Genomic DNA, 15,083 nt, shown 5'->3' on the forward strand with positions numbered 1-15,083 from the left:
ACCCCGCTATGGTGCTACACGATTGGTGTTCCGTTTACGGAACGGTGGCGTACGGGCATCCGGCGGAGCGCCGGGGTGGGAGGCGGGGATGGCCGGGCAGACCCAACCGGTGCTGGCCGGGGTGGTGACCGCGCTGGTCGGCTTCGCCAGTTCGTTCACCGTGGTGCTGGCCGGCCTGCGGGCGGTCGGCGCCACCGACGCGCAGGCCGCCTCGGGGCTGCTCGCGCTCTGCCTCGCGTCCGGTCTCTGCGCCGCCTGGCTCGGGCTGCGGCACCGGCTGCCGATGAGCATCGCCTGGTCCACCCCGGGTGCGGCGCTGCTGGTGGCCACGGGCCCGATGCCGGGGGGCTGGCCGGTCGCGGTCGGGGCGTTCCTGGTCTGCGGCGGGCTGATCGTGGCCGCCGGGCTGTTCCCGGTGCTCGGCCGGGCCGTCGCGGCGATCCCGCAACCGGTGGCCGGGGCGATGCTGGCCGGCGTGCTGCTGCCGCTCTGCACCGCGCCGGTCCGCGCGCTGGTCGAGGTGCCCCGGCTGGCCGTTCCGGTGGTGGCGGCCTGGCTGCTGCTGCACCGCTTCGCGCGGCGTTGGGCGGTGCCCGGGGCGCTGGTGGTGGCGGTGGTGGCGATCGCGCTGACCACGCCGGCCGCCGGCCTCGGCGACGTCGGGCTGCGGCCGGTGGTCGAGTTGACCGCCCCGGCCTGGGACGTCGCCGCGCTGGTCGGGCTGGCGCTGCCGCTGTTCCTGGTCACCATGGCCGCGCAGAACGTGCCCGGGACGGCGGTGCTGGTCGGCTACGGCTACCGGCCGCCGCTCGGCTCGGCGTTGCGGGTCACCGGGCTGGCCAGCGCCGTCGCCGCGCCCGTCGGCGGGCACGCGGTCAACCTGGCCGCGATCACCGCCGCGCTGGCCGCGGGCCCGGACGCCCACCCGGATCCGGACCGCCGCTGGATCGCCTCGGTGACCGCCGGGGCCGGGCTGGCCCTGCTCGGCCTGGGTGCCGGGGCGGCCACCGCGCTGGTCGCGCTCTCCCCGCCGGTGCTGATCGAGGCGGTCGCCGGCCTGGCGCTGCTCGGCGCGCTGGCCACCGCGCTCACCTCGGCGCTCGCCGAGCCGGCGGCGCGCGAGGCGGCGGTGGTCACCTTCGTCGTCACCGCCTCCGGGGTGACCCTGCTCGGCGTGGGCGGCGCGTTCTGGGGCCTGGTCGCCGGCGGACTGATGCTCCTCCTCTTCCACCGCCGCCGCACCCCACCCCCAACCCCCACCAAACCCCCCACCCCGCAGCCCCCCGCCCCGACGCCAGCCGCGCCGGCCGCGCCGGCAACCGAGATCGTCTGACGCTCAGCAGGTGCCAGCACCCCTTCCGGCCCTGCCCAGCAGCAGACGATCTTCGAGGCCCGGTGAGCCACGGGAGGCGGCGAGTGGACGTGAGAGGCGGGGTGCGGTCACTCCTCCTGGGGTAGGTCGGTGGCGGGGACGGTGAGGCGGACGCGGTCGTCGGCGATCGCGGCGATCTGGTCGGCCAGCACGTAGACCGCGCCGGTGCGAACCAGGTCGGTGGAGACCTTCAGGTAGCCGCTGTGCAGCAGCCGGGCCGCCAGGTCGGCCGGCACGTCCGGCTCCTCGACCGCTGTCGACTCGATCAGCTCGTCCAGGCTGCTGCCCGGGTCGGCGGTCGGCGCCTGCACGGTCACCGCGTTCGGGTCACCCCGCTGGACCAGGTCCACGGTGCCGACCTCGGTGCCGGCGGCGTCGATCACCCGCATTCCGGTGGTGACCCTGGAGATGGTCGGCTGCTGCCCGGTGCCCTGCTGGTTCATTGTGGCGCGGTTCCCGGGCCGGCGCGCCGCTAAACGCCGCCCGGTCAGGCCCCGCCGACGCCGCCCCGGCAACGCCCCGCCGACGCCGCCCCGGCAACGCCCCGCCGAGGCTCCCTCGGTCACGCTCCGCCGAGGCCGCTCCGGTCAGGCCCCCGTCGACCAGCCGCCGGGCGGTCGGGGGGAGAGTTCGCGCCAGGCGTCCGCCCCGTCGAGCAGCGCCCGGACCGTCTCCTCGGCCTCGTCGGCACTGTCGTACTCGTAGAACTGGGAGATCCCCTCGGCGCCGCCGGCGCGCTGCTCGACATACCAGCGGTCGGCGTCCACCCGGAGGAAGACGTCCCGCCGGGCCAGCCGCCCCCATTTCCCGTTCCACCAGTGCTTTCGCTGCTCCATGGCGGGACTCTATCGAACACACGTACGAGAATGTGTGGCCCCCACGGGAATCCCATGGGGGCCGATGTGCGGATGCCGGATTCAGCGCGCGGTGGGCGGTTCCGGTCGCCGGCCGAGCACGTCGTCGAGCGCGCCGCGCTGCTGACCCGGGGTGGCGTGCCCGGCGGCGACCAGGGCGTCGCGGATCTCGGTGAGCAGCTTGACCTCCTCGCTGGGCGCGGCCGGCGGCGGCTCCTCGCCCCGCTTGCGCCGCTCGGCCAGCTTGTTCATCGGGTAGACCACCAGGAAGTACAGCGCCGCCGCGGTGAGCAGGAAGGTGATCAGCGCGTTCACGAAGCTGATCCAGTCGAAGTCGACCCCGCGGATCGTCCACGCGGCTCCCTCGAGCCCGTTGCTCTTGCCGGTGAGCAGCAACACGAAAAGCGCGATCAACGGCTTGAGGAACGCGTTGGTCAGCGATGTAACGACCGCCGTGAACGCGGCGCCGATGACGACGCCGACCGCCAGGTCGACGACGTTTCCGCGCATGATGAAGTCTTTGAAGCCCTTGAGCATCCGTACTCCCGAGGTGTCCGGTCTTCCGTCCGGGACAACCTATGCCCCGGGCGGGGGCTCCAGGAAAGCGCCGGCCTCGATGGCCGCCCGCGCCGGGTCGCCGGCCCGGATCGCCTCGACCAGCCGGGAGTGGTCGACGTAGCGCTCCGGCTCCAGGGCGCCGCCCATCGCCTGGGCGACCGTGCTGCGCAGCGCGGTGCCGACCGAGGCGTACAACTCGGCGAGCATGCCGTTGTGCGCGGCGGCGACCACCGCGGTGTGCAGCGCGGCGTCGGCCTCCACGAACTCGTCGACCCGGCCGCCGCGCCAGGCCGCCTCGCGGGCCGCGAGCGCGCCGTCGAGCGCGGCCAGGTCCTCGGGCGTACGCCGCAGCGCGGCCAGCCGGGCCGCCTCCACCTCGAAGGCGCGCCGCACCTCGACGACCTCGGCCATCCGGTCGTCGGTGAGCCGGCGGGCCACCACCGGGGCCAGCTCGTCGGTCGACACCACGTACGTCCCGGAGCCCTGCCGGCACTCCAGCACCCCGGCGTGCACCAGGGCGCGGACCGCCTCGCGGACCGTGTTGCGCCCCACCCCGAGCGCCGCGACGAGCTGCGGCTCGGTGGGGATCCGACCGCCCACCGGCCACTCGCCGCCGAGGATCCGCGCGCGGAGCTGCTCGATGGTCTGCCGGACCCGGTGGCCGCGGGGCGGGACGGTGACGGAATCAACCGCGGGTGGCACTGGTTACAACTCCTGCCCGAAATTCATCCCATGATTGTAGGTTCAGACGCATGACCCCGCCAACCACCGCCGCCGTCGACGCCGGAGCCCCGCCGCGTTCCGGTCGGAAGACGATCGCCGGGCCGGTTGACCTGCCCACCCCGGCCAGCGCGTCGGCGGATGCGGCAGCTCCCGCCGCCGGACCGTCCGGCGCCACCCCCGGGTCGGTCGGCCCGGTCGCCGGTGGCCTGCTCGTGCTCGTCGGCATGCTGCTCGTCGCGCTCAACCTGCGGGCCGCCATCACCAGCCTCGGCGCCCTGCTCGACGAGGTGCGCGACGGCCTGGCCCTCTCCGGTGCGCTGGCCGGGCTCGTGACCACCCTGCCCGCGGTGGCCTTCGCCGTCTTCGGGGCACTCACCCCTCGACTGGTCCGCCGGCACTCCCCGGCCCGGGTGCTCGTGGTGGCGATGACGATCCTCGCCGCCGGCCAGCTGGTCCGCGTCGGCACGGACTCCGCGCTGGTCTTCATCGCCGGCAGCGCCCTCGCGCTGGCCGGGATCGCGGTGGCGAACGTCCTGCTCCCGCTCCTGGTCAAGCAGTACTTCCCGCACCGCATCGGGCTGGTCACCGGGGCGTACTCGATGACGCTGACGGTGGGGGCGGCGGTGGCCGCCGCGGCGGCGGTGCCGGTGGCGCACGTGTTCGGCACCTGGCGGGCCGGGCTCGCCGTCTGGGCCGGGCTGGCCCTGGCGGCCCTGCTCCCGTGGGTGCCGCTGGCGCTGCGGGCGCGGGCCGCCCGGCGGGCGGCGACCCCGGCGGCGGTGGTGCCCCGGTCGAGCCGGATCCGGCCGGGACGGACCCGGCTCGGCTGGGCGATGGCGGTCTACTTCGGCACGCAGTCGCTGGGCGCGTACGCGATCATGGGCTGGCTGGCCCAGCTCTTCCGCGACGCCGGCTACCGCCCCCAGGACGCCGGCCTGCTGCTCGCCGGGGTGACGGCGCTGGGCGTGCCGATCGCGCTGCTCATGCCGACCCTGGCCGGCCGGCTGCGCGCGCTGCACCCGCTGGTGCTGACGCTCTCCGCCGCGATGGCTCTCGCCTACGTCGGGATGGCCGTCGCGCCGCACGACGGGGCGCTGCTCTGGGTGGTGCTGCTCGCGATCGGGCAGAGCGCCTTCCCGATGATCCTGGCGACCATCGGGCTGCGCGCCCGGACCACCGAGGGGACGGTCGCGCTCTCCGCGTTCAGTCAGAGCGTCGGCTACCTCGTCGCGGCCCTGGGCCCACTGCTGGTGGGCATCCTCTACGAGGCGACCGGCGGCTGGACCGCGCCGATCGGGTTCCTGCTGGTCGCGCTCGCGGTGCAGACGGGCGCGGGCATGGTGATCGCCCGTCCCCGGCACATCGAGGACGAGGCGTGAGTTGGAACGCTCAGGAGGAGGCCGGGGTCGGGTCGCCGGCGACGGCCTGCTCGACCGTGGGGTAGGTGTGCAGCACCTCGACCAGGCCGCTGACCTCCAGGATGCGCAGCACACCCCGCTGCGGGGCGGCCAGCCGCACCACGCCGCCGGCCTCGTCGCAGCTGTTCTTGGCGCGGACGAAGACCGACAGCCCGGTGGAGTCGCAGAAGGAGACCTCCGCCAGGTCGAACACCAGGCGGCTGCGGCCCTTGTCGAGCAGGTCGGTGATCTGGTCCTGCAGCTGCGGAGCGGTCGCCATGTCCAGCTCGCCCGCGACCGACACGACGACCACGTCGCCGCGCTGTTCCGTGTGCACCGTCAAGGACATACGCCAGACCTCCTGTTATCGGTGGAACGTTATCCCACCGGGCAAGGAGTGGCAGAACGGGAGCCGGTACCGGTGCCGCCGGTCATATCGTTGCCGTGCGGCAAGTAGCTGAGAGTGTTCTACACCGACGGGCTGATCGAGCGCCGGGAGGCCACCATCGACGACGGGCTGGCCGCGCTGGCCGCCGGCGCCGCCGAGGTCGAGGACGACCTGGACCGGTTCTGCCAGCGGCTGCTGGTCCAGCTGGCCCCGCCGGAGATCCAGGACGACGTCGCCGTGGTGGCGCTGCGCCGCCGCTGACCCCGGCCCGCACCGCCGCGTCTCCGCGATCTTGCACTTGTGGCCCCCGGAACGCACCTTCTGCCCCGGTTTGCCGGGGTGGAAAATGCAAGATCGGTGAGGTCAGGCGGCGGATTGGGAGCCGAGGGTAGGCGGGGGCGGGCCGGTCAGCTGACCGAGCGGGCGTAGGCGGCGGGGGAGACGCCGGTGACGGCGGTGAACTCACGCACCAGGTGGGCCTGGTCGCTGTAGCCGAGGTCGGCGGCGAGGCCCGCCCAGTCGAGCGGGCCGCCGGCCGCCTGCTCGATGGCCTCCTGGAGCCGGTAGCGCCGGATCACCCACTTCGGGCTGATCCCGACGTGGTCCAGGAAGAGCCGTTGCAGCCGCCGGGTGGAGACGGCGTGCCGGGCGGCGAAGTCGTCCACCCGCACCAGGCTCCGGTCGGTGCGGATCTCCTCGACCAGCGAGATCACCTCGTCGGTGACCGGGCCCGGCTCGGGCGCCCAGCCGGTGAGCAGGTCGTCCAGGGCGCGGCAGCGCTCGGCGTCCGTACCGGCGCAGCGGCCGGGGCCGTCCGGCCCGCCGGCCGCGGCGGGTGGCCAACGGTCGGCGAGGTCGGCGAACGGCCAGCGCCGGCCGGTGAGTTCGGCGACCGGTCGGCGCCAGAAGGGGTGAAAACCGCCGGGCCGGAACTGCACGCCGCTGACCCGCCCGGTGCCACGCAACGTGATCGAGAAGAGTTCCAACCCGACCCCGGCCACCTCACCCCGCTCGGGCCCGGCCCCGTCCCGCTGGAAGACCAGGTTGACCGCGGGGTGCGGCACCACGTGCTGCACGAAGGGTTCGGTCAGCTCCCAGTCGACGAACCAGTAGTGCTCGACCCACGGGCGGAGCGCGACGGCGGGCAGGTGCCGGCGGAAGCGGACCTCCCGGAGCAACCGGGCCGGGTCCAGGATGCCCCGGCTGTCCCGTCGCGGCTGCTGTCGCATTTCTTCAAGACCGCCCTCATACGCTGGCCCTATGACTACCCAGACTAGTGATCTGCTGGCCGCGGCCGCGCCGCGGACCGTCGCGGTGGTCCGCGCCATCGCCGACGACCAGTTGCACCTGCCCACCCCGTGCAGCGACTACCCGGTGCGCGACCTGCTCAACCATCTCTACCAGGTGGTGGTCAACTTCCAGGAGCTCGCCGCGAAGCGGAGCGTGCAGTGGGCGGACAAGCCCGACCATCTCACCGAGGGCTGGCGGGACCGGTTCGAGGTGGAAACCCGCCGGCTGGTCGACGCCTGGTCCGACCCGGCCAGCCTGGAGGGCGTCTCGCCCGGGATGGGCATGCCGCAGACCGTGGTCGGCGGCATGGTGCTGCTGGACCTCACCGTGCACGGCTGGGATCTCGCCGCGGCCACCGGCCAGTCGTACCGGCCGGCGCCGGAGGTGGTGCCGGCGCTGCACGAGCTGGTCGAGCAGTTGGCCCCGCAGGCCCGGCGGATGGGCGTCTTCGCCGAGCCGGTGCCGACCGACGCCGGCCTGCCCGACGTCGACCGGCTGCTCGGCCTGACCGGCCGGGATCCCGCCTGGACCGCCTCGGCCTGACCGCCATCCGAAGCCCGCGCGGCACCCGCCGCGCGGGCTTCGTTGACAACCGCTATTCGCTCAGTGAATAGTGGCGGACGTGTCCACTCCGCACGTCCTGCTCGGGCTGCTCGCCACCGGCACCAAGCACGGCTACGAGCTCAAGCGCGCGCACGACGAGCGGTTGCCCCGAACCCGTCCGTTGGCCTTCGGGCAGGTCTACGCCACGCTGGGCCGGCTGCAACGTGACGGGCTGGTGGCAGCGGCCGGGCAGGAGCGCCAGGGCGGCCCGGAGCGCACCGCGTACGAGCTGACCGAGCAGGGGCGCGCCGCACTCGACCGGTGGCTCGGCGCGGTCGAGCCGCCGATGCCGTACGTCACCAGCACGCTCTTCGCCAAGGTCGTGGTGGCCCTGCTGGTGGCCGACGTCGACCGGGCCCGGGCCTGTCTGGTCGCCCAGCGCGGGGCGCACACCGAACGGCTGCGGGAGCTGACCGCGGTCAAGACGTCGCCGTCGGCCACCCTCGACGACGTCGTGGCGGCCGACTACGCCATCGCTCATCTCGACGCCGATCTCCGGTGGTTGCGGACCACCCTGGACCGGGTCGCCGACTGGCACCGGGAGGTGCACTCGTGACGCAACTTCAGGCTCGCGGAGTGGTCAAGGCGTACGGGCCGACGCCCGCCCTGCGCGGCGTCACGCTCGACGTCGCCGAGGGGGAGGTCGTCGCGGTCACCGGGCCCAGCGGCTGCGGCAAGTCCACCCTGCTGCACTGCCTCGCCGGGATCCTGCGGCCGGACGCCGGCGAGGTGAGCTGGCGTGGCGAGCGGATCGACACCTGGTCAGAGGCGGCCCGGTCGCGGCTGCGTCGCACCGAGTTCGGGGTGCTGTTCCAGTTCGGTCAGCTCGTCGCCGAGCTGACCGCGGCGGAGAACGTCGCGCTTCCGCTGCTTCTCGCCGGCACGGGGCGGCGAGAAGCGCGGACCGCGGCGCTCACCTGGCTGGACCGGTTCGGAGTGGCCGACCTGGCCGACGCCCGGCCGGGCGAGATGTCCGGCGGCCAGCAGCAGCGTTGCGCCACCGCCCGGGCGCTGGTCACCGAGCCTCGGGTGCTCTTCGCCGACGAGCCGACCGGCGCGCTGGACACGCTCACCGGCGAACAGGTACTCACCCGGCTGGTCCGGCTGGCCCGCCAGCAGGGCACCGCGGTCGTGCTGGTCACCCATGAGCCGCGGATCGCCGCGTACGCCGACCGCGAGGTGGTCCTGCGCGACGGCATGGTGGACCACACCGGGCTGGGGCTCGACGCGCTGGCCGGCGGGCACCGGTGAGGCCGGCGACGCTGCTCCGGCTGGCGCTGGCCGGCACCCGCACCGACACCGCCCGGGTGGTGCTGACCGGGCTCAGCGCCGCGCTGGCCACCGTCGCCGTGCTGGCCGCGCTGACCGTGCTGGCCATCCCGGAGGTGCCGGGCGACCCGTGGGCGCAGGCCGAGCAGTACCGCAACAACCTGCTGCGCGAGCCGGGGCTGCGGGGCGGCACCGCGTTCGCGCTGTTGCTGCTCACCATCCCGGTGCTGGCGCTGGCCGGGCAGTGCGCCCGGCTGGGCGCACCGGCCCGGGACCGTCGGCTGGCCGCGTTCCGGCTGGCCGGCGCCACCCCCGGTCAGGTGACCAGGGTGGCCGTGTCCGAGACCGGGCTGGCCGCCCTGCTCGGCACGCTTGCCGGGCTGGCGGTCCACCTCGGCGGGCGCGAGTTGCTGCACCGCCCGGACGAGCGGGGCCTGCTCGCGCTCCCCACCGACGTGCTGCCACCGGTCGGCGCGCTCGCCGCGGTGGTGCTCGGACTGCCACTGGTCGCGGCGGCGGCCACCGCGCTGCTGCTGCGCCGGGTCACCACCACGCCGTTCGGGGTGGTCCGGCGCACCGGCCGACGGCGCGGCCCGCGGCCGTGGCCCGGTCTCCTCATCGGGTTGGGCCTGGCCGCCGGCGTGGGCACCCTGCCGCTGCTGCGCACGGATCATGACCTGGGTCCCGGGACGGCCCGCTGGCTGGTGCCCACGGTCGTGGTCGGGGGCGCGTTCGCCGCCGTGCTCGGCGTGGTGCTCGGCACCGGCTGGATCTCGTACGCCTCGGGAAGGCTGCTGCACCGGCTCGCCCGCCGGCCGGCGGCGCTGCTGGCGGCCCGCCGGCTGATGGCCGACCCGTGGGCCGGCAGCCGGACCTTCGCCGCCCTGCTCGCCGCGGTGGTCTTCGGGGCGGGCGCCGCGGCGCAGCGCGCCTACTTCGCGCTCAGCGACCGGGTGCAGCGCGAGGAGCACCGGCTGGTCGGCCTCGACGAGGGCGCGAACCCGTTCTACCTGCGCACGATGGACCTGGTCGACCTGGCCGTGGCGGTGGCCGTGACGATCGCCGCAGGCGGCCTGCTGGTCGCCCTGGTCGAGGGCATCGTCGCCCGCCGCCGGGCGTACGCGGCGCTGGTCGCGGGCGGGGTGCCGCGAAGCGTCGTCGGCCGCTCCATCGCCTGGCAGGCGCTGGTGCCGGCCGTCCCGGCGATCCTGGTCGCGATGACCGTCGGGCTGCTGCTCGGCCGAGCCTGGTCCGGCCCGGTCTTCACGGGCACGGTCAGCGGGATGGTCTGCGACGCCGGGCCGGAGCTGTGCGCGGACCCGGCCACCCGGGAGCGGCACGAGCGTCTGGTCGAGCCGGTCCGCCGCCAGCTCATGCCCGACGTACCGCTGGAACAGTTGGCCCTGCTCGGCGCGGGCGCGCTGGCCGCGGTGCTGGTCACCGTCGGTGTCGGCCTGCTCTTCCTACGGACCAGCACAGCGGTGGAGGAGCTGCGGACGACCTGACGCGGTGTAACGCCCGGGGGTGCCGGAGCGCTGTCAGCACCGGAAGGCCCGGTCGCCGGGCCCGCGCCCGGACCGGACCGGACCGAGCGCGAGTGGCAGCGGGAGTGTGCACCAGATGCGGAACCAGCCGGGCGAGCCGACGCCGGTGTTCGTGGACGGCACCGGGCGACGCCGACGGGTCAGCGTCATCGCCGGCAGCGCCATCGGCGTCGGGCTACTGGCCAGCCTGGCGCTGATCCTCGCCGGCCTGTTCCTGGACACCTCGGTGTCGGTGCCCGGCTGGTCCGACGACCGGCGCCCGGCGGGCGTGGACGGCCGCGCCGAGCTCGGGGAGGCCTCCCTGGTCACACCCGGCCCGTCGCCGGTGACCAGCACCTCGGCGCCGGCACCGACCGGTTCGCCGACGCCCGGCGTTCGGCCCACCTCGGCCCCCTCCGCCGCGCACCCCGCCGCCTCCGACCACCCCGGCCAGGGCGACGAGCGGCGCGAGAGCACCGGGAAGCCGTCGAAGTCCCCCGGCAAGCCGAGGTAACGGTGGCGCGACACGTCGCCCGCCGGGACCCGCGGGCGCACTGGATCCTGCTCCTGCTCGGACTGCTGCTGCTGCTCGCCGCGCTCACCCTGAACGGCCTGGTGACCGGGCTGGCGGGCGGTTCCGGCCCGGCGGCGGGCGGTGGCGCGGACGCCGACGCGGCGGCCGGCGTGCCGAAGCAGGTCACCTCCGGCGGCCCGGTGCTGCGACTGGACCGGCCCGAGCCGGTCGACCGCACGCTGCCGGATCGGACCATCGCGCTCACCTTCGACGACGGACCGGACCCGCGCTGGACCCCCCAGGTGCTCGACGTGCTACGCCGGCACCGCGCCCACGCCACCTTCTTCGTCGTCGGCGCCCGGGTCAACGAGCACCCGGAGCTGGTCCGGCGGATCCTCGACGAGGGACACGAGATCGGCTCGCACACCTTCACCCACGCCGACCTCGGCGGCGCCCCGCAGTGGCGGCGGGACCTGGAACTTTCGCTGACCCGCAAGGCGGTCGCCGCGGCCACCGGCCGGGAGGTGACCCTGCTCCGGCCGCCGTTCTCGTCCAGCCCGCAGGCGCTGACCGGGCCGGAGTACGCCGCGCTGCGCGCCGCCGCCGGCAGCGGCCACGTCGCGGTGCTCGCCGACCGGGACACCAAGGACTGGCAACGCCCCGGGGTGCCGGCCATCGTCGAGGCGGCCACCCCGGCGAAGGGGCGGGGCGCGGTGGTGCTGATGCACGACGGCGGCGGCGACCGGGCCCAGACGGTCGCCGCGCTGGACCGGCTGCTGCCCGAGCTGACCCGGCAGGGCTACCGGTTCACCACCGTCTCGGCCGGCATCGACGCGCCGGAGTCGATGCTGCCGGCCGGCGCGGGCAGCCGGTGGAGCGGCACCGCGCTGCGCTGGGCCCAGCTCGGCGCCGGTGGGCTGGCCACGGCGATGAACGTGCTGCTCGGGGTCGCGCTGGTGCTGGGCGTGGCCCGGTTGGCCGTCCAGGTGGTCTGTGCCCAGCGGCACGTGCGGCGGGTCCGCCGGCCGAAGCACCGCCGGCCGCCGGTCACCGTGCCGGTCTCGGTGATCGTGCCGGCGTACAACGAGGCGGCCAACATCGCGGCGACCGTCCGGTCCCTGGTGGCCAGCGCCTATCCGGCGCTGGAGGTGATCGTGGTGGACGACGGCTCCACCGACGGCACCGCGGACATCGTGGAGCGGATGCGGCTGCGCGGGGTGCGGGTGCTGCGGCAGGCCAACGCCGGGAAGCCGGCGGCGCTGAACACCGGGATCCGGGCCGCCCGGGCCGACCTGCTGGTGCTGGTGGACGGCGACACGGTGTTCCAGCCCGACACCGTGTACCGGCTGGTGCAGGGCTTCGCCGACCCGACCGTGGGCGCGATCTCCGGCAACACCAAGGTCGCCAACCGACGCCGGCTGCTCGGCCGGTGGCAGCATCTGGAGTACGTGATCGGCTTCAACCTCGACCGCCGGATGTACGACGTGCTGGAGTGCATGCCGACCATCCCGGGCGCGATCGGCGCGTTCCGCCGGCAGGTGCTGCTCGCCGTCGGCGGGGTGCCCGCGGACACCCTCGCCGAGGACACCGACCTCACCATGCGGGTGCTGCGGGCCGGCTGGCGGGTGGTCTACGAGGAGGCGGCGATCGCCTGGACCGAGGCGCCGTCGTCGCTGCGCCAGCTCTGGCGGCAGCGCTACCGCTGGTGCTACGGCACGATGCAGGCGATGTGGAAGCACCGGCACGCGCTGCGCGAGCGGGGCGCCGGCGGCAAGCTCGGCCGGCGCGGTCTGCCGTACCTGGCGGTGTTCCAGCTCGTGCTGCCGCTGACCGCGCCGGCGGTGGACGTCTTCGCGCTGTACGGCCTGCTCTTCCTGCCCTGGTCGTCGCTCGCCCTGGCCTGGGCCGGACTGCTGCTGCTCCAGGCGCTCACCGCCGGCTACGCGCTGCGGCTGGACCGGGAGCGGCTCGGGCCGCTGTGGAGCCTGCCGTTGCAGCAACTGGTCTACCGCCAGGTGATGTACCTGGTGGTGGTGCAGTCGGTGGTCACCGCGGTGATCGGCAACCGGCTCCGCTGGCAGCGCATGGCCCGCACCGGCGAGGCGGCCGCTCTGATCACCACCAGCCCCACCTGACCCCGCCGCCCGCACGCCCCCGCCCAGCCTCCGCACGTACAGCGAAAGAGTGGCCATTCCGCGGGGAATGGCCACTCTTTCCGTGAACGAGCGCGACGTGAACGAGCGCGACGGGGGCGGGGCGCGAGGGGGTGCGGGGCGGTCAGGGTGGGGGATCGAAGAGGCCGGCGGACCAGGAGATGGCCAGGCCGACCAGAGCCGAGCAGCAGCAGACCAGCAGCGCGGCGGCGACCACGCCGAGGACCAGCCAGGCCGGTCCGCGCCGGGACACCGGCTGCTCCGCCGGCGCCTCCGGGCCGGGCGGCTCCCCGTCCGCCCGGTCGTCGTCGACGGTCATCGCGGGCGCCTCAGGCGCGGCCCAGCCGGTCGAGGATCCAGGCGTTGATGAACGCCTCCTCCTTCCAGGCGTCGTACCGGCCGCTCGGTCCACCGTGGCCGGCGCCCATCTCGGTCTTCAGCAGGTAGTCGCCCTCCGGCGCGGTGGCCCGCAGCCGGGCGATCCACTTGGCCGGCTCGTGGTAGAGCACCCGGGTGTCGTTCAGGCTGGTCACCGCGAGGATCGCCGGGTAGTCCCGGGCCGCCACGTTCTCGTACGGCGTGTAGGACTTCATGTACGCGTACACCTCGGGGTCGTCGAGCGGGTTGCCCCACTCCTCCCACTCGGTGACGGTCAGCGGCAACGACGGGTCGAGGATCGAGGTGAGCGCGTCCACGAACGGCACCTGGGCGACGATGCCGGCGAACGCGTCCGGGGCGATGTTGGCCACCGCGCCCATCAGCAGCCCCCCCGCCGAGGCGCCCCGGGCGACCAGCCGGTCGCTGGCCGTCCAGCCTGCCTTGACCAGGTGCCGGGCGCAGGCCACGAAGTCGGTGAAGGTGTTCTTCTTGGCCAGCAGCTTGCCCTGGTCGTACCAGCGGCGGCCCAACTCGCCGCCGCCCCGGGTGTGCGCCACCGCGAAGACCACCCCGCGGTCGAGCAGGGAGAGCCGGGCCACTGAGAACCACGGGTCCATGCTCGCCTCGTACGAGCCGTAGCCGTACAGCTCGCAGGGCGCGGATCCGTCGCGCGGGGTGCCCTTGCGGCAGACCAGCGAGATCGGCACCCGGGTGCCGTCGTCGGCCAGCGCCCAGTCGCGGTGCTGCTCGTAGTCGGCCGGGTCGTACGGCTGCCCGCCCGGCCCGGGCAGCACCGGCTTCCGCTTGCGCAGCACCATCTGCCGGGTGACCAGGTCGTAGTCGTAGATCGAGTCGGGCGTGACCAGCGAGGTGTAGCGTAGCCGCAGCTGGGTGGTGCGGTACTCCGGGTTGGCGTCCAGTCCGACGCTGTAGATCGGCTCCGGGAAGTCGATGTCGTACCGGTCGCCGCCGCCGACCGGCAGCACCCGCACCCCGGTCAGCCCGTTGCTGCGCAGCGAGACGACCAGGTGGTCGGCGAACGCGTCCACCGACTCCAGCCGGGTGCCGGGGTGGTGCTCGATCAGCGGCACCCAGTCGCCGGGCGCGTCCGCCGAGGTGTACGCCAGCGCGAAGTCCTCCGCGCCGTCGTTGTGCAGGATCAGGAACCGGTGGCCGTGGTGCTCGACCGAGTACTCCACGCCCTGCCGCCGGGGCGCGACGATCGCCGGCGCGCCGGTGGGGTTGCCGGCCGGGATGACCCGTACCTCACTGGTCACCTTGCTGGCGATGTCGAGCAGGATGAACCGCTCCGAGCGGGTCAGCTCGACCCCGACCCAGAACCGCTCGTCGTCCTCCTGGTGCACCACCACGTCGTCGCCCGCGGCCGAGCCGATCACGTGCCGCCAGACCCGGTGTGGCCGCCACGCGTCGTCGACCGTCACGTAGAACAGCACCGACGCGTCGGCGGACCAGGCGGTGCCGTAGAAGGTGCCCGGGATCTCGTCGGGGAGCAGTTCCCCGGTGGCGAGGTCCTTCACCCGCAGGGTGAACCGCTCGTCCCCGGAGAAGTCCGTCGAGTACGCCAGCCAGCGCCCGTCCGGGCTGACGTCGAAGGCGCCGAGGGCGAAGAAGTCGTGCCCCTCGGCGAGCAGGTTGCCGTCGAGCAGCACCTCCTCGCCGTCCAGCGGGGCGCCGTCGGCACTGACCGGCGGCTCGGTCTCGCCGTCGCGGACCGCCCGGCGGCAGTGCACGCCGTACTGCTGGCCCTCGACCGTGCGGGTGTAGTACCAGTGGCCGCCCTTGCGGGTCGGCACCGACAGGTCGGTCTCCTGGGTGCGCCGGCGGGTCTCCTCGAACAGTTCCGCGCGCAGCCCGGCCAGGTGGGCGGTGCGCGCCTCGGTGTACGCGTTCTCCGCGGTCAGGTAGGCGATCGTCTCCGGATCGTCCTTGCCGGCGAGCCAGGCGTACTCGTCGACGACGGTGTCGCCGTGGTGGGTGCGCTCGGTGGGCACCCGCTTCGCCACGGGCGCGGGCGACGGCTCCAGGTCGTGGCGCGGCGTC

16 protein-coding genes and 1 pseudogene are annotated in these 15,083 nt (G+C 74.7%); 9 read left to right on the top strand and 8 right to left on the bottom strand.

The window, feature by feature from the left end; all coding sequences use genetic code 11:
* Positions 1-88 precede the first annotated feature (88 nt).
* Entirely contained in the window at positions 89-1,333 is a 1,245-nt protein-coding gene (locus tag FHX32_RS10935) for a benzoate/H(+) symporter BenE family transporter (RefSeq protein WP_167180717.1), read from the top strand.
* A 107-nt stretch (positions 1,334-1,440) separates the two neighbouring features.
* On the opposite strand, the gene FHX32_RS10940 is transcribed toward FHX32_RS10935, so the two are convergent.
* From FHX32_RS10940 to FHX32_RS10955, 4 genes are all read right to left on the bottom strand, one after another.
* Complete coding sequence (locus FHX32_RS10940) at positions 1,441-1,815, bottom strand: hypothetical protein (RefSeq protein WP_167180719.1); 375 nt, start codon at positions 1,813-1,815, stop codon at positions 1,441-1,443.
* 144 nt (positions 1,816-1,959) lie between these two features.
* Positions 1,960-2,208 (bottom strand): hypothetical protein, encoded by a 249-nt coding sequence (locus tag FHX32_RS10945; RefSeq protein ID WP_167180721.1) that lies wholly within the window; start codon positions 2,206-2,208, stop codon positions 1,960-1,962.
* A gap of 81 nt (positions 2,209-2,289) precedes the next feature.
* Entirely contained in the window at positions 2,290-2,763 is a 474-nt protein-coding gene (gene mscL / locus FHX32_RS10950; protein ID WP_167180722.1) for a large conductance mechanosensitive channel protein MscL, read from the bottom strand.
* A 39-nt stretch (positions 2,764-2,802) separates the two neighbouring features.
* Positions 2,803-3,486 carry an FCD domain-containing protein gene (locus tag FHX32_RS10955; RefSeq protein ID WP_167180724.1) on the bottom strand — a complete coding sequence of 228 codons (684 nt, stop codon included), beginning with the start codon at positions 3,484-3,486 and terminating at the stop codon, positions 2,803-2,805.
* 50 nt (positions 3,487-3,536) lie between these two features.
* Here FHX32_RS10955 and FHX32_RS10960 point away from each other — a divergent pair, with 50 nt between their 5' ends.
* A complete protein-coding gene (locus FHX32_RS10960) occupies positions 3,537-4,886 on the top strand; it encodes an MFS transporter (protein ID WP_167180726.1) in 1,350 nt (449 codons plus the stop codon).
* Positions 4,887-4,896: 10 nt separating this feature from the next.
* Here FHX32_RS10960 and FHX32_RS10965 read toward each other — a convergent pair whose 3' ends face one another.
* Positions 4,897-5,253, bottom strand: coding sequence for an STAS domain-containing protein (locus FHX32_RS10965; protein WP_088642031.1), 357 nt, complete (start codon positions 5,251-5,253; stop codon positions 4,897-4,899).
* Between the two features lie 114 nt (positions 5,254-5,367).
* Here FHX32_RS10965 and FHX32_RS10970 point away from each other — a divergent pair.
* Positions 5,368-5,553 (top strand): annotated as a pseudogene (locus FHX32_RS10970) (SpoIIE family protein phosphatase); the annotation flags it as partial.
* 146 nt (positions 5,554-5,699) lie between these two features.
* Here FHX32_RS10970 and FHX32_RS10975 read toward each other — a convergent pair.
* Positions 5,700-6,521: a helix-turn-helix domain-containing protein gene (locus FHX32_RS10975; RefSeq protein ID WP_167180728.1), complete on the bottom strand. Its 822-nt coding sequence runs from the start codon at positions 6,519-6,521 to the stop codon at positions 5,700-5,702.
* 31 nt (positions 6,522-6,552) lie between these two features.
* Here FHX32_RS10975 and FHX32_RS10980 point away from each other — a divergent pair, with 31 nt between their 5' ends.
* The 6 genes from FHX32_RS10980 to FHX32_RS11005 all read left to right on the top strand — a co-directional run bounded on the left by FHX32_RS10980 (position 6,553) and on the right by FHX32_RS11005 (position 12,626).
* The gene (locus tag FHX32_RS10980; RefSeq protein WP_167180730.1) at positions 6,553-7,125 is read left to right on the top strand and encodes a TIGR03086 family metal-binding protein; all 573 of its coding nucleotides are present in this window, start codon (positions 6,553-6,555) and stop codon (positions 7,123-7,125) included.
* A gap of 79 nt (positions 7,126-7,204) precedes the next feature.
* On the top strand, positions 7,205-7,741 hold the full coding sequence (locus FHX32_RS10985) for a PadR family transcriptional regulator (protein ID WP_167180732.1): 537 nt from the start codon (positions 7,205-7,207) through the stop codon (positions 7,739-7,741).
* Positions 7,738-8,436, top strand: a complete 699-nt coding sequence (locus FHX32_RS10990; RefSeq protein ID WP_167180734.1) for an ABC transporter ATP-binding protein — start codon at positions 7,738-7,740, stop codon at positions 8,434-8,436. The genes FHX32_RS10985 and FHX32_RS10990 overlap by 4 nt, the downstream gene beginning before the upstream one ends.
* Positions 8,433-9,959: an FtsX-like permease family protein gene (locus FHX32_RS10995; protein ID WP_167180736.1), complete on the top strand. Its 1,527-nt coding sequence runs from the start codon at positions 8,433-8,435 to the stop codon at positions 9,957-9,959. Before FHX32_RS10990 ends, FHX32_RS10995 begins: the two co-directional genes overlap by 4 nt.
* Positions 9,960-10,074: 115 nt before the next feature.
* Positions 10,075-10,491 carry a hypothetical protein gene (locus tag FHX32_RS11000; RefSeq protein WP_167180738.1) on the top strand — a complete coding sequence of 139 codons (417 nt, stop codon included), beginning with the start codon at positions 10,075-10,077 and terminating at the stop codon, positions 10,489-10,491.
* A gap of 2 nt (positions 10,492-10,493) precedes the next feature.
* Entirely contained in the window at positions 10,494-12,626 is a 2,133-nt protein-coding gene (locus FHX32_RS11005; RefSeq protein WP_167180740.1) for a bifunctional polysaccharide deacetylase/glycosyltransferase family 2 protein, read from the top strand.
* A gap of 142 nt (positions 12,627-12,768) precedes the next feature.
* Here FHX32_RS11005 and FHX32_RS11010 read toward each other — a convergent pair whose 3' ends face one another.
* Together FHX32_RS11010 and FHX32_RS11015 are read right to left on the bottom strand one after the other, a co-directional pair.
* Complete coding sequence (locus tag FHX32_RS11010) at positions 12,769-12,963, bottom strand: hypothetical protein (RefSeq protein ID WP_167180741.1); 195 nt, start codon at positions 12,961-12,963, stop codon at positions 12,769-12,771.
* A 10-nt stretch (positions 12,964-12,973) separates the two neighbouring features.
* Complete coding sequence (locus FHX32_RS11015) at positions 12,974-15,067, bottom strand: S9 family peptidase (RefSeq protein WP_167182559.1); 2,094 nt, start codon at positions 15,065-15,067, stop codon at positions 12,974-12,976.
* Positions 15,068-15,083: the final 16 nt, after the last annotated feature.

The organism is Micromonospora sp. CNZ280 (assembly GCF_011759515.1).